Annotated in this window: 16 protein-coding genes; 3 read left to right on the forward strand and 13 right to left on the reverse strand. The window is 74.8% G+C overall.

Annotation, left to right across the window (positions count from 1 at the left end; genetic code table 11):
- Positions 1-98 precede the first annotated feature (98 nt).
- Positions 99-896: an isocitrate lyase/phosphoenolpyruvate mutase family protein gene (locus ACFU5J_RS01140; RefSeq protein WP_430577527.1), complete on the forward strand. Its 798-nt coding sequence runs from the start codon at positions 99-101 to the stop codon at positions 894-896.
- Here ACFU5J_RS01140 and ACFU5J_RS01145 read toward each other — a convergent pair.
- Entirely contained in the window at positions 871-1,338 is a 468-nt protein-coding gene (locus ACFU5J_RS01145; protein WP_430577528.1) for a hypothetical protein, read from the reverse strand. The genes ACFU5J_RS01140 and ACFU5J_RS01145 overlap by 26 nt on opposite strands.
- Positions 1,339-1,473: 135 nt before the next feature.
- On the opposite strand from ACFU5J_RS01145, the gene ACFU5J_RS01150 reads away from it, so the two are divergent.
- Entirely contained in the window at positions 1,474-2,130 is a 657-nt protein-coding gene (locus ACFU5J_RS01150) for a TetR/AcrR family transcriptional regulator (RefSeq protein WP_430577529.1), read from the forward strand.
- On the opposite strand, the gene ACFU5J_RS01155 is transcribed toward ACFU5J_RS01150, so the two are convergent.
- Together ACFU5J_RS01155 and ACFU5J_RS01160 are read right to left on the reverse strand one after the other, a co-directional pair.
- Complete coding sequence (locus ACFU5J_RS01155; RefSeq protein ID WP_430577530.1) at positions 2,105-2,320, reverse strand: hypothetical protein; 216 nt, start codon at positions 2,318-2,320, stop codon at positions 2,105-2,107. The two genes, ACFU5J_RS01150 and ACFU5J_RS01155, sit on opposite strands and share 26 nt — an antisense overlap.
- A 41-nt stretch (positions 2,321-2,361) precedes the next feature.
- On the reverse strand, positions 2,362-3,402 hold the full coding sequence (locus tag ACFU5J_RS01160) for a S66 peptidase family protein (RefSeq protein WP_430577531.1): 1,041 nt from the start codon (positions 3,400-3,402) through the stop codon (positions 2,362-2,364).
- Positions 3,403-3,517: 115 nt separating this feature from the next.
- Between ACFU5J_RS01160 and ACFU5J_RS01165 the strand changes: the two genes are divergently transcribed.
- Positions 3,518-3,949, forward strand: coding sequence for a hypothetical protein (locus ACFU5J_RS01165; RefSeq protein WP_430577532.1), 432 nt, complete (start codon positions 3,518-3,520; stop codon positions 3,947-3,949).
- Positions 3,950-3,987: 38 nt separating this feature from the next.
- On the opposite strand, the gene ACFU5J_RS01170 is transcribed toward ACFU5J_RS01165, so the two are convergent.
- From ACFU5J_RS01170 to ACFU5J_RS01215, 10 genes are all read right to left on the reverse strand, one after another.
- Entirely contained in the window at positions 3,988-5,241 is a 1,254-nt protein-coding gene (locus tag ACFU5J_RS01170; protein ID WP_430573474.1) for an arginine deiminase, read from the reverse strand.
- Between the two features lie 34 nt (positions 5,242-5,275).
- The gene (locus ACFU5J_RS01175; protein WP_430577533.1) at positions 5,276-6,736 is read right to left on the reverse strand and encodes a basic amino acid/polyamine antiporter; all 1,461 of its coding nucleotides are present in this window, start codon (positions 6,734-6,736) and stop codon (positions 5,276-5,278) included.
- Positions 6,737-6,815: 79 nt separating this feature from the next.
- The gene (locus ACFU5J_RS01180; protein ID WP_430573476.1) at positions 6,816-7,355 is read right to left on the reverse strand and encodes a hypothetical protein; all 540 of its coding nucleotides are present in this window, start codon (positions 7,353-7,355) and stop codon (positions 6,816-6,818) included.
- Positions 7,352-7,807, reverse strand: a complete 456-nt coding sequence (locus tag ACFU5J_RS01185; protein ID WP_430577534.1) for a DUF2255 family protein — start codon at positions 7,805-7,807, stop codon at positions 7,352-7,354. The genes ACFU5J_RS01180 and ACFU5J_RS01185 overlap by 4 nt, the downstream gene beginning before the upstream one ends.
- Before the next feature lie 71 nt (positions 7,808-7,878).
- Positions 7,879-10,680, reverse strand: a complete 2,802-nt coding sequence (locus ACFU5J_RS01190) for an HAD-IC family P-type ATPase (RefSeq protein WP_430577535.1) — start codon at positions 10,678-10,680, stop codon at positions 7,879-7,881.
- A gap of 51 nt (positions 10,681-10,731) precedes the next feature.
- The gene (locus ACFU5J_RS01195; protein WP_430577536.1) at positions 10,732-11,244 is read right to left on the reverse strand and encodes a flavin reductase family protein; all 513 of its coding nucleotides are present in this window, start codon (positions 11,242-11,244) and stop codon (positions 10,732-10,734) included.
- Positions 11,241-12,668: an LLM class flavin-dependent oxidoreductase gene (locus ACFU5J_RS01200; RefSeq protein WP_430577537.1), complete on the reverse strand. Its 1,428-nt coding sequence runs from the start codon at positions 12,666-12,668 to the stop codon at positions 11,241-11,243. The genes ACFU5J_RS01195 and ACFU5J_RS01200 overlap by 4 nt, the downstream gene beginning before the upstream one ends.
- Before the next feature lie 48 nt (positions 12,669-12,716).
- On the reverse strand, positions 12,717-13,598 hold the full coding sequence (locus tag ACFU5J_RS01205; protein WP_430577538.1) for an ABC transporter permease: 882 nt from the start codon (positions 13,596-13,598) through the stop codon (positions 12,717-12,719).
- On the reverse strand, positions 13,595-14,464 hold the full coding sequence (locus ACFU5J_RS01210) for an ABC transporter ATP-binding protein (protein ID WP_430577539.1): 870 nt from the start codon (positions 14,462-14,464) through the stop codon (positions 13,595-13,597). The genes ACFU5J_RS01205 and ACFU5J_RS01210 overlap by 4 nt, the downstream gene beginning before the upstream one ends.
- Positions 14,461-15,594: an ABC transporter substrate-binding protein gene (locus ACFU5J_RS01215; RefSeq protein WP_430577540.1), complete on the reverse strand. Its 1,134-nt coding sequence runs from the start codon at positions 15,592-15,594 to the stop codon at positions 14,461-14,463. The genes ACFU5J_RS01210 and ACFU5J_RS01215 overlap by 4 nt, the downstream gene beginning before the upstream one ends.
- Between the last annotated feature and the right edge of the window lie 53 nt (positions 15,595-15,647).

Consider the following 15,647-nt stretch of genomic DNA (forward strand, 5'->3'; position numbering starts at 1 on the left):
TCGACCGCCACGGGGCGCGTCGCGGCGACGGCGGCGGTGACCTGGGCGTCGGCGGCGGCCGACGGGGGGCGTCGGGGGCGGTGGCTAGGTTCGGGCGCATGACGTCGACCCTGCGCGCGGACTTCCTGGCCCTGCACCGTCCCGGCGACCCGCTCCTGCTGCCGAACGCCTGGGACGCGGGGTCGGCGCGCATCCTCGCGACCCTCGGCTTCGCCGCCGTCGCGACGACGAGCAGCGGGTTCGCCGCGACGCTCGGCCGCCCGGACGGGGCGACCACCCGCGAGGAGACGCTCGCCCACGCCGCCGCGCTCGTGGCCGCCGTCGACGTCCCCGTGAGCGCCGACCTCGAGAACGGCTTCGCCGACTCCCCCGCCGGCGTGGCGCGCACGGTGGCCGACGCCCGCGCGGCCGGGCTCGCCGGGTGCTCGATCGAGGACGCCACCGGGCAGCCGGACCATCCGGTCCTCGACCGCGGCCTCGCCGTCGAGCGCGTGGCCGCCGCGGCCGAGGCGGCGGGCGACCTGGTGCTCACCGCCCGCTGCGAGAACCACCTGTACGGGCGCGACGACCTCGCCGACACGATCGCGCGGCTGCAGGCCTACCAGGAGGCCGGCGCCGACGTCCTCTACGCGCCCGGGCTGCGGGACGCCGCCCAGGTCGCCACCGTGTGCCGGGAGGTGGACCGGCCCGTCAACGCGTTGCTCGTCGCCGGGGGCCCGACGCCCGCGGCGCTGGCCGAGGCGGGTGTCGCGCGCCTCTCCGTCGGGGGCACTTTCGCGTGGGACGCCCTGTCCGCCCTGGTCGAGGCGGCGCGCGAGCTCCAGGCCGGCGAGATCGGCTTCCTCGACCGCACCGGCCCGGCGCGCGAGGTCATGCCGCAGGCGTTCCGGGGCTGACGCGCGGCGCCCGCCAGAGCAGCACGACGGCGACGGCGCCCGCGACGCACGGCAGGAGGCCCGCCCAGCCGAGCGCCGGCGCCAGGCCCACGTCCCCCGACGTGTCCCGGGTGAGCAGCGCCGTCAGCGCGAGGACGAGCGCGAGCGCGAACGCCGCCGTCGCGGCCCCGCGCGCCCACCGTCGGCCCGAGCGGACCGCGCGGATCGCCCACAGCCAGGCGACGACGCCGACGACGCCGACCCCCGCCAGCAGGTACTGGTAGGCGGTGACGGCCGCCCGCACCTCGTCCGGGCCGTAGCCGGGGTAGCCGGCGCGCACGTGGTCGGCGAGCAGGTGGGTCGTGCCGTCGAGGAACGGGGCGACGGCCACGAGGACGGTGAGCGCGAGCCCCCCGACCATGGCGGCGGTCGTGCGGCGCTGCGCGGGGCGGGTGGTCGTCATGAGGCCTCCTGGGTCTGGGTCGGACGGGCCTCCCGGGCGGACGTTCCGTGGGACACCCCGTGAAACCTACGGTGTAGGACACCCTCGACAGGCTAGGTTCTACGTCGTAGGTTTCGCAAGGGGAGAGGACGGACGATGACCGGGCGCGCACGCGGCACGTCGGCAGGACTGGACCGGACGAGGATCGCCGCGGCCGCCGTCGCCCTCGTCGACCGGGACGGGCTGGAGCGGTTCGGCGTGCGGCGCCTCGCCGACGAGCTCGGCGTCGACCCGATGTCCATCTACCACCACGTCAAGGGCAAGGCCGCGCTGCTGGACACGGCCTCCGAGGCCGTGCTCGCCGAGCTCGACGTCCCCGCGGCCGGCGACCCGGCGCCGGACGTCCCGTGGCAGGACGTCGCCCGCGGCCTGGCGCACGCCTACCGCGACGCCGCCGCCCGCCACCCGCGCGTCTTCCCCCTGCTGGTCACGCGCGCGCAGACCTCGCCGGCGGCCCTCGCCGCCCTCGAGGCGCTGACCACCGCGATGCGCCGCGACGGCCTGCCCGACCGGGTGGTCGCCGACGCGCCGATGGTGCTGTTCGGGTTCCTCAACGGCCACCTGCTGGCGCGGACCGTCGAGGACCGCTCCCCCGTGCCGACCTTCGACCCCGACGAGCACCCCACGCTCGCCGCCCTCGCGCCACGCTGGGCGGACTTCGGCTCGCCCGCCGAGCTCGACCGGATGCTCGACGCCGTGCTCGCGGGGCTGGCGCGGCAGGCCGAGGTCAGGCCGCGGGCGACCCGCTCCTGAGTCGCGGCGTGACCACGGCCAGGCGCGCGTGCACGGCGACGGCGGCCCAGCCCGCGAGCAGGACCGCCACGACGACGTCGTCGACGATCCACCCGCCGCCGAGCCGCTGCCGCAGCACGAGCGCGGGGGCGCCGAACGCGACGAGCAGCAGCGTCAGGGCTCGGGCGACGCGGGCTCCGGGGTGCGGCACGGGGTCATCCTGCCACCGAGCGGCGCTCCCGGTCCGTGTCCCTACGGCACCAGCCGCTGCGTGATCGTCGACTCGTCCGGCCCGTGCTGCACGCGCGCGAGCGCGCCGTTCACCAGCGCGAGCTGCGGCGGCACGTGCCCGCACTCGACGTCGGCCAGCAGCGGGATCCCCAGGTCGCCCAGGGCGTCGCGGACCGCGTCGTGCTGGCTGAGGTCCCCCGTCGCGGGCGCGTGCGTGCGGCTGACGAGCACCGCGTTCGCGGCGTCGAACCAGCCCGCGTGACGCAGCGCCCACAGCGCCCGGGCGACGTCGGCGGCGCCCCACTCGAGGATGTCGAGGTAGACGACCAGGCCCTCCGCCGCGTGCTCCGCGGCGAACCGCGCCACGTCGCCGTACGCCGTCCCGGCGAGGAACGACACCGTCTCCACGCAGCCGCCGATCAGCCGTCCCGAGACGTCGACGGGCGCGGCCGGGTCCGCGGCGTCGAGCCGCAGCCACGGGCCCGCCGCGTCGAGCGTCCACGTCGAGACCTCGGGCTCCTTCTCGTAGTCGTCCCAGCCGCCGGAGCGGTGCCGGCGCGGCGAGCGCTGGAGCAGCTCCCCGCCGTCCTGCGCCGACGCTGCGACGTCCCACCAGCCGAGGATGCCGCCCGGGACGTCGTACGGGGTGTCCATGAGGTTCTGCCCGTGCAGCGTCGCGACCCCGGTGCGCAGCGTGAGCGGCAGCAGCAGCGTCGAGACGTCGGAGTACCCCACCAGCCACGTCGGGTCCGCGCCGAGGGCGTCCCAGTCGAGGCGGCCCAGCAGGTCGACGGCCAGCTCCCCGCCCCATGGCGGCACGACGGCGCGCACCCGAGGGTCCGTGAGCATCCCCGTCAGCTCCGCCGCCCGGACGTCCGCCGGAGCGCTGACCATCCCCTGGCCCGACGGCGTGGCGCCGACCCGCACGTCGAAACCCTTGGCCCGCACGACCTCGACGGCGTGGTCCAGCCGCCCGAGCAGCGGGGTGGGCACCCCCGACGACGGCGCGGTCACGCCGATCGTGTCGCCGGGGCGCAGGGGGCGGGGGTAGCGGATCGTCATGGCCGGACTTTGCCCGAGCCGCACGTCCCGATCAACGGGAATCCCGCTGACACGGCGCCCGCAGGCGCGGCACACTGGGCCCGTCGCACGCGCGACGCCACCACCAGGAGGAACGATGCGGTTCCCGCGCACGACGTCCGCGCTCGCCCTGCCCGCCGTCCTGACCGTCGCCCTGCTCGCCGCCGGGTGCGCCCCGACCGGCACGTCGGCGGGTGCGTCGTGCGCCGCTCCCGCCGTCGACGTCGAGGACGGTGCCCTCACCGCGGGCGGCGCCGTCCGGCTCGCCGGCACCGCCTTCGTCGAGGGCTGCGCGGACTTCCAGGGCGTCTCCGACGGAGAACCCCTCCCCGCCGAGTCGACCGCGCCGATGAGCGACCTGGCCGTGCGGTGGGTGCAGGGCACCCACGACGTCGAGCTGGCCACCGTCGACGCCGACGCGCACGGCGAGTGGTCCGCCGTCGTCATGGTGCCGGACGACGCCGCGCCCGGCGACGCGGTGATCCGCGTCGCGCCCGCCGCCGACGTCGCGGTGACCGTCGCGCGCTGACGCTCCTGCCGCCCCGTCTGCCCGGCGGCTGCCCGGCGTCAGTCCACCGGGTCGCGAGAGATGGGGCAGGTCATGCAGTGCCCGCCGCCGCGGCCGCGGCCGAGCTCGGCGCCGACGATGGTGATGACCTCCACCCCGGCGCGGCGCAGGGCGGCGTTGGTGAGGGTGTTGCGGTCGTAGGTGAAGACGACTCCGGGCTCGAGGGCGACGGCGTTGTTGCCGGAGTCCCACTGCTGCCGCTCGGAGGCGTACGCGTCGCCCGCGGTCTCGACGACACGCAGCTTCGGCAGGCCGAGCGAGCGCGCCACGACGTCGACGAACGGGGTGTCGCCCTCGTCGGTGACCTCGACGCCGGGCGCCTTGTCGGACGGGCGCAGGGTGAAGGCGTGGATGCCGTCGACGATCGTCGGGTGCACGGTGACGAGGTCGCGGTCCGCGAACGTGAACACCGTGTCCAGGTGCATGGCCGCGCGCAGGCGCGGCATCCCGGCCACCACGACCTGCTGCACGTCCCCGCCGTCGAACAGCGCCTTCGCGAACTGCGTGATGCCCTGCCGCGACGTGCGCTCGCTCATCCCGACGAGCACGGTGCCGTTCCCGACGGGCATGACGTCGCCGCCCTCGATGGTGGCCTGCGCCCAGTCCTGCTCCGGGTCGCCCCACCAGACGGTCGAGTCCCGGTACTCCGGGTGGAAGGAGTAGATCGCCTTCATCAGCAGCGTCTCGTCCTTGCGCGCCGGCCAGTACAGCGGGTTGAGGGTGAGGCCGCCGTAGATCCAGCAGGTCGTGTCGCGCGTGTACAGCGTGTTGGGCAGCGGCGGCAGCAGGTACTCCGGCGTCCCCGTGGACTCGCGGGCGAGGTTCACGTAGTCGCTGCGGAAGTCCGCGGGCAGGTCGTGGGTGGACAGGCCGCCGACGAGGAACCGCGACAGCTCGCGGTCGGTCAGGGAGTCCAGGTACGCCCGGGTGCCCTCGACGAGGCCCAGCCCCACCTGGTTCGGCACCACCTTGCGGTCCAGCAGCCACGACCGCGCCTCGCCGATCGCCATCGTCTGCGCCAGCAGGTCGTGCAGCTCCACGACCTCCACGCCCCGGTTGGTCAGCTTGTTGACGAAGTCGAGGTGGTCCCGCTGCGCGGACTCCACCCACATGACGTCGTCGAACAGCAGGTCGTCCGAGTTGGTGGGGGTGAGCCGCTCGTGGGCGAGCCCGGGCGAGCAGACCAGCACCTTGCGCAGCCGGCCGACCTCCGAGTGGACGCCGTGGGCCGGGGCGGAGGGAGCGGAGGTCATGGGGAGAACCTTTCGGTCGGACGACGGACGTGCGTTAGATCGAGATCCAGCCCGCGACGAGGCCCACGACCGCGAGCACGGCGATCGCGACCACCGCGACGAACAGGGCGAGCTCGGGCGGGCTGAACACCCGGCGCCCCTGCTCGCGCCGCGTCATGACGAACAGGATCGTCGCGGGCGCGTAGAAGAGGAACGAGACCAGCACGAGGCTCAGGCCGGCGGCGAAGACGAGGAAGGCCGTGTAGACCGTCGCCAGGGCCGCGACCACCAGGTCCCCGCGCAGGGTGGACGGCGGCGCGCCGTCGTAGGTCTCGCGGGTGGCCCGCAGCTTCACCGCGTACAGCGCGGCGAGCAGGAACGGGATGAGCGTCATGACTGCGGTCATGTCGAGGGCGAAGTCGAACGCGTCCTCGGAGAAGTAGGTGAGGATCAGCACGACCGTCGACAGGGAGGTGCTGAGCAGCAGCGCGTTGACCGGCACGTCCCGGTCGGTCTGCCGCGAGAGGAAGCGCGGCATGTCGCGGTCCTTGGCGGCGACGAAGAGCACCTCGGCGGCCATGAGGGTCCACGCCAGGTAGGCGCCGAGCACGGAGATGATGAGGCCGACGCCGACGAAGACGCTGCCCCACTCCCCGACGGCCGCCTCGAGCACCCCCGCCATCGACGGCTGGCGCAGCTCGGCGATCTCGCCCATCGGCATGATCCCGTAGGACACGATCGTCACCGACGCGAAGATGGCGAAGACGCTCAGGAAGCCGAGGATCGTGGCGCGGCCGACGTCCTCGCGGCGCTTCGCGTGCCGGGAGTAGACGCTGGCCCCCTCGACGCCGAGGAACACGAAGACCGTCACCAGCATGGTGCCGCGCACCTGCTCGAACAGGCTCCCCGCGTAGTCGGCGCCGCCCCAGTTCGCGGCGAACGCGCTCGGGTCGAACACGAACAGCGCCAGCAGGACGAAGACGATGATCGGGATGATCTTGGCGACGGTGACGATGCGGTTGATCGCCGTCGCCTCCTTGATGCCCCGCCGCACCAGCAGGAAGAACAGCCACAGGCCGACGGCGGAGAGCGCGAGCGCGAGCACCGTGTCCCCCGCGCCCAGGGCGGGGATCCACTGGCCCAGCGTCGACATGATGAGCACCCAGTAGGTGACGTTCCCGACGCACGCGCTGGCCCAGTAGCCCGCGGCGGCGAAGAAGCCCGTGTACTCGCCGAAGCCCGCCTTCGCGTAGGCGTAGACGCCGGCGTCGAGGTCGGGCTTGCGCATCGCGAGCCGCTGGAAGACGAACGCGAGCATCAGCATGCCCGCGCCCGCGACCACCCAGGCGATGAGGGCGCCCATGACGCCCGTCTCCTGCGCGAAGCGGCGCGGGAGCGAGAACACGCCGGCGCCGACCATCGACCCGACGACCATCGCGGTGAGGGTCAGCAGCGAGACCTTCGTGGTGGCGGAGGCGGTGCTCCCCGTGGTCGCCGTCGTGCCCTCGTGCGCCATCCTCGGTGTCCCCTCCTGGGTCGGGTGCCGCGACCGATCGTCGCACCGTCGTGGCAGGTCCGCGCGCCGAGGAGGCGGCTCAGCCGTGCGCCAGCACCTCGAGCCCGACGACGGCCAGGCCGAGCGCGACCTCGGTGAGCAGCAGCAGCCACTTCTGCCACCAGGGCAGGGCGACGACGCGCACGGCCACGTACCCGACGAGCCCCAGGCTGACGATCAGGGCGACCGTCGACGCGGTGAGCGCGCCGGCCACCGTCCACGCCCCGCGGCCGGCCAGCCAGAGGAACACCAGCGGCAGCACGACCACGCCCCCGGCGCTCGACACCACGCCGAGCATGTGGCGCCGCTCGGCCCGGGTGGGCAGGGCGCCGTGCACGACGACGTGCGACACGAAGTCGGCGAGGAAGACGGCGAGCAGCGTGCCCCCGACGGTGATGACCAGCGTGAGCGCCGCCCGGCCGGCCTCGAGCCCCTCGACGTGGCCGCGCAGGGCGAGCACCACGGCGAGCGCCGCGAAGGTGACGTAGACGCGCTCCTTGAGCCGGTCGGCGCGCTGGTCCGGGGTGAGCTGCTCGCGGCGGCGCCGACGACGCTCCCGGGCTTCGGACGCGCGGCTCATGGGGTGACGGTACGCGCCCCTTCGACGACGCGGCGCCGGGCGCGCACGGCGGACGCGACGGAGTACACCCGCTCGCCCCAGGACGCACGGCGGGCGCGGAGGCGGAACGTGGTCGCGGCGGCGGCGTCGGACACGACCTCGGCGACCCGGTCGGGGGCGCAGGCGCCGTACTTGGCGCGGTAGGCGTCGTCGAGCAGACCGTGCAGCTCGGGCTCCACCTCGGCGAGGACGACGGCGCGCTCGGCGCCGTCGACGCGCACCCGGCCGCGGCCGGCGGCGAGGCCGGCGGGCCAGCGGGCGCCGGGGGCGGAGCGGACGAAGAGGTCGCCGCCCACCTGCACGACCCAGGTCGGCAGGGCGGCCGCCCCGTCGACGACGAGCTTGACGGAGCGGGCGGCGGCGAGGGGCACGAGGTCCGGCAGGGCGGTGGCGGGGTTCGCGGCTGAGTTCACGGCGGGGGCTCCTCTCGGACCGGCGGGCCGGAGCAGCACGCCGCCGTGCACAACCGTGACCTGGGCCACGTCTATTCCCGCGGGCCGGCCCCCGCCCGGCGGCGCGACCGGGCCCGGCCGACGGCCTTGACGACCTCGACCAGGAGGAAGACGACGACGGCGAGCCCCACCGTCTTCGCCCACTGCAGCCCGCTGATCGGCGCGGAGTCGAACCAGGAGTGCATGAACGGCGCGTAGACGAACACGCACTGCAGGGCCACCAGGGCGACGGCCGAGATCCACACCACCCGGTTGCCGCGCAGCACGTCGACCGTGAGGCTCGAGCGGTCCAGGAAGCGGCAGTTGAAGAGGTAGGCGAGCTGCCCGAGGGCCAGCATCGTCACCGCCGCCGTCTGGGCCTCCGCGATCGGCGCGCCCTGCGCGCGCTCGGCGTAGAACACGAGCAGCGTGGCGCCGCCGATGAGCAGCGAGACGATGAGGATGCGGCGCACGAAGACGGCATCGAGGATCGACGCCCTCGGGTCGCGCGGCGGCCGCGCCATGACGTCGGGCTCCGCCTTCTCGTACGCGAGGCCCAGCGACAGGGTGACCGCCGTGATCATGTTGATCCACAGCACCTGCACGGGCGCGAGCGGCAGCGTGAGGCCGAACAGGACCGCGACGAGGATGACCAGCGACTGCGCGCCGTTGGTGGGCAGCAGGAAGAGCACGGACTTGCGGATGTTGTCGTAGATCCGCCGCCCCTCCTCCACCGCGCGCTCGATGGTGGCGAAGTTGTCGTCGGCGAGCACCACCTCCGCGGCCTCCTTGGTCGCCTCGGTGCCCTTGATGCCCATCGCGACGCCGACGTCCGCCTGCGTGAGCGCGGGGGCGTCGTTGACGCCGTCGCCCGTCATCGCGACCACCTCGCCGTGCGACTGCAGCGCCGACACGATGCGGATCTTGTGCTCCGGGCTGGTACGGGCGTACACGGACACGTCGCGCACGACGGCGCGCAGCTGGTCGGTGCTCATCGCCTCCAGCTCGGCGCCGGTGAGCACCGGGGCCGCCTCCCCGTCGCCGGCGGGCCGGTCGACGATCCCCATCTCCCGGCCGATCGCGACGGCCGTCCCGGCGTGGTCGCCGGTGATCATGGTGACCCGTACGCCCGCGGCGCGGCACTGGGCGATGGCGTCGATCGCCTCCGGTCGGGGCGGGTCGACGATGCCGACCAGCCCGCACAGCTCCAGCCCCTGGTCGACGTCGGCCGCCGCCAGGGTGGTGGTGCCCGCGACCCGCCGGGCCCGCGCGGCGGCGAGGACGCGCAGCCCGCGCCCGCCGATCTCGTCGATCTGCGCCTCCCAGAACGCGCGGTCGAGCGGCTGGGCGGACCCGTCCGCGGCCGTCTGCGTGGCGCAGCGGTCGAGCACCCGGTCCGGCGCGCCCTTCACGTGCACCAGCAGCGCGCCGTCCGGGGCCTGGTCGAGCGTCGCCATGTACTTGGTCTCCGACTCGAACGGCACGACGGCCAGCCGCCGCCAGCCCGCGGTGTCGAAGCCGGCCTTCATGCCCAGGCTCCGCAGCGCGCCCTCCGTGGGCTCGCCCACGAGCCGCCAGCCCTCGCCGTCGCCACCGTCGTCGCCCTCGCCGCCGGGCACCACGCGGGCGTCGTTGCACAGCATCATGGCGGCGACCACGCCGCCGAGGTCCTGGTCCGACGCGAGGTCCGCGTGCCGGGCGGCCGGGCCGCCCGCGCCGCCCGCGCCGTCGCCCGAGCCCAGCGTGACCTCGCCGTGCGGCGCGTACCCCGCGCCCGCGACGTCGTACGCGCGGTCGGCGGTGCGCACCAGGCGCGCCGTCATCTCGTTCTTGGTGAGCGTGCCCGTCTTGTCCGAGCAGATCGTCGTGACGGAGCCGAGCGTCTCGACGGCGGGCAGCTTGCGGGTGATCGCGCGACGCCGGGCCATCTGCTGCACGCCGAGCGCCAGCGTGATCGTCACCAGCGCCGGCAGCCCCTCCGGCACGGCCGCGACCGCGAAGCCGATCGACGCGGACACCAGGTCCGGGACGGAGAAGTCGTGCACCACCCGGCCGATGACGACCATCACCACGGCCATCGCGAGGATGAGCCCGGCGAGCAGCTTGCCGAACCGGTCGAGCTGCTTGGTCAGGGGCGTCTCCAGGCTCGCGACCTCGGAGATCATCGTCTGGATGCGCCCGATCTCCGTGCGCTCGCCGGTGGCCGTGACCACCCCGACGCCCTGGCCGGCGGCCACGAGGGTGCCGGAGAACAGCATGCTGGTGCGGTCCCCCACCCCGGCGTCCGGGTCCACCGCGTCGACCCGCTTGCTCGCCGCGACCGACTCCCCCGTGAGCGCCGACTCCTCGACGCGCAGGTTGACGGCCTCCAGCAGGCGCACGTCGGCGGGGACGCGGTCGCCGGAGCGCACGCGCACCACGTCGCCGGGCACGACGTCGTCGGCGTCGACCTTGGCCCAGGCCCCGTCGCGCCGGACCTCGGCGTGCACCGACAGCATCTTGCGGATGCCGTCGAGCGCGCTCTCCGCGCGGCCCTCCTGGACGAAGCCGATCGCCGCGTTCACCACCGCGACCAGCAGGATGACGGTGAAGTCCACCCAGTCGCCGAGGATCGCCTTGAGCACGGCCGCGACCAGCAGGATGTAGATGAGCACGTCGTCGAAGTGCACGAGGACCCGCTTCCACAGCGGGTCCCGCTGCGGCGGGGGGAGCCGGTTGGGGCCGACCTCCGCGAGGCGGGTCACCGCGTCGGCGGTGGTCAGGCCGCCGTCGTCGGCCCGCAGCCCGGCGAGCACCTCCTGCGGGGGCGAGGCCCACGGCGTCGGCGAGGCAATGACGTCCCGGACCTGATCCATGGCCCCCATTTCACCCGCGTTGCCCCGCCCCCGCGCGCCAGGCGCCGAGGGTCACACCCGGCTGCCGTCCCCCAGCCGGTGGTAGCCGCGGTCGTGGAACACCAGCGGGCTCGCGCCCTCGCGCACGTGGCGCTGCACCGCCTGCAGCGTCACGAGCCGGCTCGACCCGACGGCCGTGCGCTGCACCACCAGCGCGCGCACCCACGCGACGGCGCCGTCCAGCACCGGCTCGCCCGAGTCGAGGGCGTGCCAGCCGCCGCCGGCGAACCGGTCGATCCCGCTGGTCGCGAACCGGGCGGACAGGTCCGCCTGGTCGTGCGCGAGGAAGCTCACCGCCACCGTGGCCGCCCGCGACACCGCCGGCCAGGAGGAGGACGCCGTCGCGAGCGAGAACGCCAGCAGCGGCGGGTCCGCGGACACGGAGATCACCGACGTGGCGGTGAAGCCGACCGGCCGGCCGCCGTCGAGCAGCGCCACGACGGCGACGCCCGCCGGGTGGCCGCGGAACACGGACCGGAACTCGTCGGGGCTGATCGCGAGGGCCCCGCGCGCCACGGCGGTCACCGCGCGGCCTCCGCCACGCGCTCCACCTCGTCGACCCGGGTGCGGTCGGCGACGGTGGCGACGACCGGGCTGTCGGACGTGCGGGCGGTGGCCCGGGCCGCCGTGTACCGGTTGGCCGGGACGTCGAGGCCCAGGTGGTCGCGCAGCGTGCTGCCCGCGTACTCGGTGCGGAACAGACCGCGCTGCTGCAGGATCGGCACGACCTGCTCGGTGAACGCCCCCAGCCCCGACGGGAGGGCGGGCGGCATGACGTTGAACCCGTCGGCGGCGCCCTGGGTGAACCACTCGGTGATGGTGTCGGCCACCTGCTCGGGCGTGCCGGCCACGACGCGGTGCCCGCGGGCGCCGGCGAGCCGGTGCAGCAGCTGCCGCAGGGTGGGGCGCTCGCGCTGCACGATCCCCGCGACCACCTGGAACCGCGACTGGGCGTTGTTCGTGACGTCGCCGGCGTCGGCGAAGATCTCGAGCGGCACGGGTTCGTCGAGCTCCAGGTCCGACAGGTCGACGCCCGCCTGGCCGCCCAGCTGCCGCAGGCCGTACTCGGGCACCGTGAGCTCGTTGAACTCGCGCTCCAGGGCGCGCGCCTCGGCCTCGGTGGAGCCGATGAACGGGCTGATCCCGGGGAGGACCTTCACCTGGCCGGGGTCGCGGCCGTACCGGCGCGCCCCGTCCTTGACGTCCGCGTAGAACGCCTGCGCGTCCTCGAGGCGCTGGTGGGCGGTGAAGATCGCCTCCGCCCAGCGGGCCGCGAAGTCGCGGCCGGCGTTGGACGCGCCCGCCTGCACCAGGACCGGCCGCCCCTGGGGCGAGCGCGCGAGGTTCAGCGGGCCCGCGACCCGCAGGTGCTCCCCCTCGAACGCGGCCGGGTGGATGCGCGTCGGGTCGGCGTACCGGCCCGCCTCGCGGTCGACCAGGACGGCGTCCGCCTCCCAGGAGTCCCAGAGCCGCGTGATCGCCTGGAGGAACTCCTCGGCGCGCGCGTACCGCACCGCGGGGTCCGGGTGCGCGGCGAGGCCGAAGTTCGCCGACGCCTGCGCGGACGACGTGGTCACGATGTTCCACCCGGCGCGGCCGCCGCTGACGTGGTCGAGCGTGCCGAACAGGCGCGCCAGGTTGTACGGCTCGTAGTAGGTGGTGGACGCCGTCGCGATCAGGCCGATCCGCTCGGTGCGGGCGGCGATGGTCGCGAGGGCCAGGATCGGCTCGAGGGTCCCGACCGCGTTGTGCTCGACGCCGCCGTGCAGCACCGGCCCGTCCGCGAAGAACACGGCGTCGAGCTTGGCGGCCTCGGCCTGCTGCGCCAGGCGCACGTAGTAGTCGGGCGTGAAGAGCCGGTCGGGCTGCGTGGACGGGTGCCGCCAGGCGGCCTCGTGGTGGCCCACGTGGTGCAGGAAGAGGTTCAGGGTCAGGGTGCGTGCGGGCATGGCTCCGCCTTTCGAGGGGCGTACGGGAGAGGAAGGGGGCGGGGCGCGTCAGGCGGCGCGCCAGCGCATGAGACGGCGCTCGAGCAGCACGAGGCCCGCGTTCACGGCCACCCCGACGAGCGCGATCGTCACGATCCCCGCGTACATCTCGGGGATCTGGAAGTTGAACTGGGTGTAGGTGATGAAGTAGCCGAGCCCGGCCTTCGCCCCGACCATCTCCGCGGCGATGAGCACGAGGATCGACGACGTGGCCGCCATCCGGACCCCGGTGAACACGGTCGGCACCGCGGACGGCAGCACCACCTTGACGAACAGCGCGAGGCTGCCGAGGCCCAGCGACCGGGCCGAGCGCACCAGCAGCGGGTCGACGGTGCGCACCCCCGTGATGGTGCTGAGCAGCAGGGGGAAGGAGCAGGCGTAGACCACGATGGCGACCTTCGACGTCTCCCCGATCCCCAGGACCAGGATGAACACCGGGAGCAGCGCCAGGGCCGCGGTGTTGCGGAACAGCTCGAAGAACGGGCTGAGGTACTGCGCGGCGCGGGCGTACCAGCCCACGACGAGCCCCAGCGGGATCGCCACGAGCACCGCGATCGCGAACCCGGCGCCGGCGCGGGCGAGGCTCGTGCCCACCTGCGTGCCGATCGTGCCGTCGGCGACCAGCCCGAGGAAGGTCGTCGCCACGGTGCTGAACGGCGGCAGGAACACCGGGTCGGCCAGGCCGGCCCGCGGCGCGACCTCCCAGATCGCGAGGAAGGCCAGCAGGGCGACGGACGAGCGCAGCACCACGGCGGCCGCGCGCCCGGTGCGGGCCGCGGCCCGGCCCCGCTGCCGCGACGCCACCGCGACGGCGTTCTGCCGCCCGAGGGTCGGCGGGTCGGAGAACGCGGCCGCCTCGCGGGCGGGGCGCCTGACGTCGGTGGCGGTCATCGCGCGACCTCCCCGTCGGCGTGCCCGGGCGCGTGGTGCAGCGCGTCCCACACCCGGTGGCGCAGGGCGACGAACTCCGGGTCCGCGCGCACGTCCCGGCCGGGCTCGCCGCGACCCGGCAGGTCGACGTCGAGCACCTGGCGCACCCGCCCCGGCCGGGGCGTGAGGACCACGACCCGCTGCCCCAGGTAGACGGCCTCCTCGATCCCGTGCGTGATGAAGACGATCGTCTTGCCGGTGGCCCGCCAGATGCGCAGGAGCTCGTCCTGCAGCGTCTCGCGGGTCTGCGCGTCGAGGGCCGCGAACGGCTCGTCCATGAGGAGCACCTCGGGGTCGAACGCGAGGCTCCGGGCGATCGCCACCCGCTGCTTCATGCCCCCGGACAGCTCGTGCGGGTAGCGGTCCTCGAACCCGGACAGGCCCACCAGCTCCAGGTGCTCCCGCGCGATCCGGCGCCGCTCGGCCCTCGGCAGCCGCCGTGCCTCCAGCCCCAGCTCCACGTTGGCCTGCGCGGTGCGCCACGGCAGCAGCGCGTACTGCTGGAAGACGATCCCGCGGTCCAGGCCCGGGCCCGTGACGGGCCGGCCGTCCAGGAGGATCCGCCCCGACGTCGGCTCGGACAGCCCGGTCACGAGGTCCAGCAGCGTCGACTTCCCGCACCCGGACGGGCCCACGAGCGTCACCAGCTCCCCCGCGGCGACGTCGAGGGTGAGGTCCTCCAGCGCCACGAGCGTGCCGCCCGAGCCGCGCACGGCGAACTCCTTGCGCACCCCGTCGAAGCGCAGCCGCGGCGTGGCGCCGTCGGCCCCGGCGCCCGTACCCGCGGCCCGCGCGGTGGGCACGGTCGGCACGGTGAGCGCGGTCATGACGCCGCCTCCTCGCCGTCGGGCCCGGCGTCCGGGGCGAAGGTGCCGTCGGCGTACGGGTTGAACTCGTTGGTGAACAGGTCGTCCACCTGCAGCGCGCCCTGGTCGAGCTGGCCGTCCTTCTCGAGCCAGTCGACCCAGACGGAGATCTCGTCGTCCTGGATCACGCCGCCCGGGGTCGGGACCGACGACGACTTCCAGTACGGCACCAGGTCCGTGGTCTCGCCGGTGCGGTGACGCTCCTCGATGATCGCCGTGAAGCGGTCGCGCACCTCGTCGACGGGCGTGGTCTGCGCCCAGCGGATCGCGCGCGCCGTGCCCTGCACGAAGTCCTGGACGGCGTCGCGGTGCCGGGCGATGAAGTCGTCGCGCAGGATGTACGTCCCGTAGGCGAACTCGCCGTAGAGCTCGTTCTCCCCCACCAGCAGCGTGAGGCCGCCGCGGTCGAGCGCCTTCTCCTTGATGACCCCGCCGAGCGACGCCACGTCGATCTGCCCCTCGCGCAGGGTCTGCTCCGCGTTCACGGGAGGGACGACGACGAGCTCGACCTTGTCGGCCTCCTCGGGGGTGAGGCCCTCGCGGGACAGCCACTCCCGCAGGAGCGTCTCGGACTGCGCGCCGAGGGTGTTGACGCCGACCTTCTTGCCGACGAGGTCGCGGGCCGAGGCGATCGGGCTGCCCTCGACGGTGTAGAAGCCGCCGAAGGTCTGCTCGTCCGCGCCGTAGTACGAGATCACGGACGTGACGGGGGCGCCGGTGGACTGCAGCTTGGCGATCGCGCCGTTGAACGCGCCCCCGAACTCCGTCTCGCCGGTGACGGCGGCCTGGATCGACGCCGGGCCGCCGGTGACGTCGCCGATCCAGTCGAGCTCGATGTCCTCGAAGTAGCCGAGGTCCTCCGCCAGCTCGGGGTAGGAGACGGTGCCGGTGCCGCCCTGGTAGCGGAAGACGGTCTTGCCGGATGCGGACTCCTGCGCGGCGGTGGCGCCGGCGCAGGCGGACAGGGTCAGCCCCAGGAGGGCCGCGGAGAGCGCGGCGGCCCCGCGGCGGGCGCCTCGGGCGCGGCGGGTGCGGGGTTCAGGGTCGCTCGGGCGTGGGTCGGTCAGGCGGGGGTAGGCGATGGTGCTCACGATGCTCCTCGGTGTGTCGGCTCGGGCGGGTGAGGGCGCCCGGGCGACACGGC

It is taken from the genome of Isoptericola sp. NPDC057559 (assembly GCF_042801555.1).
Lineage (GTDB): Bacteria > Actinomycetota > Actinomycetes > Actinomycetales > Cellulomonadaceae > Isoptericola.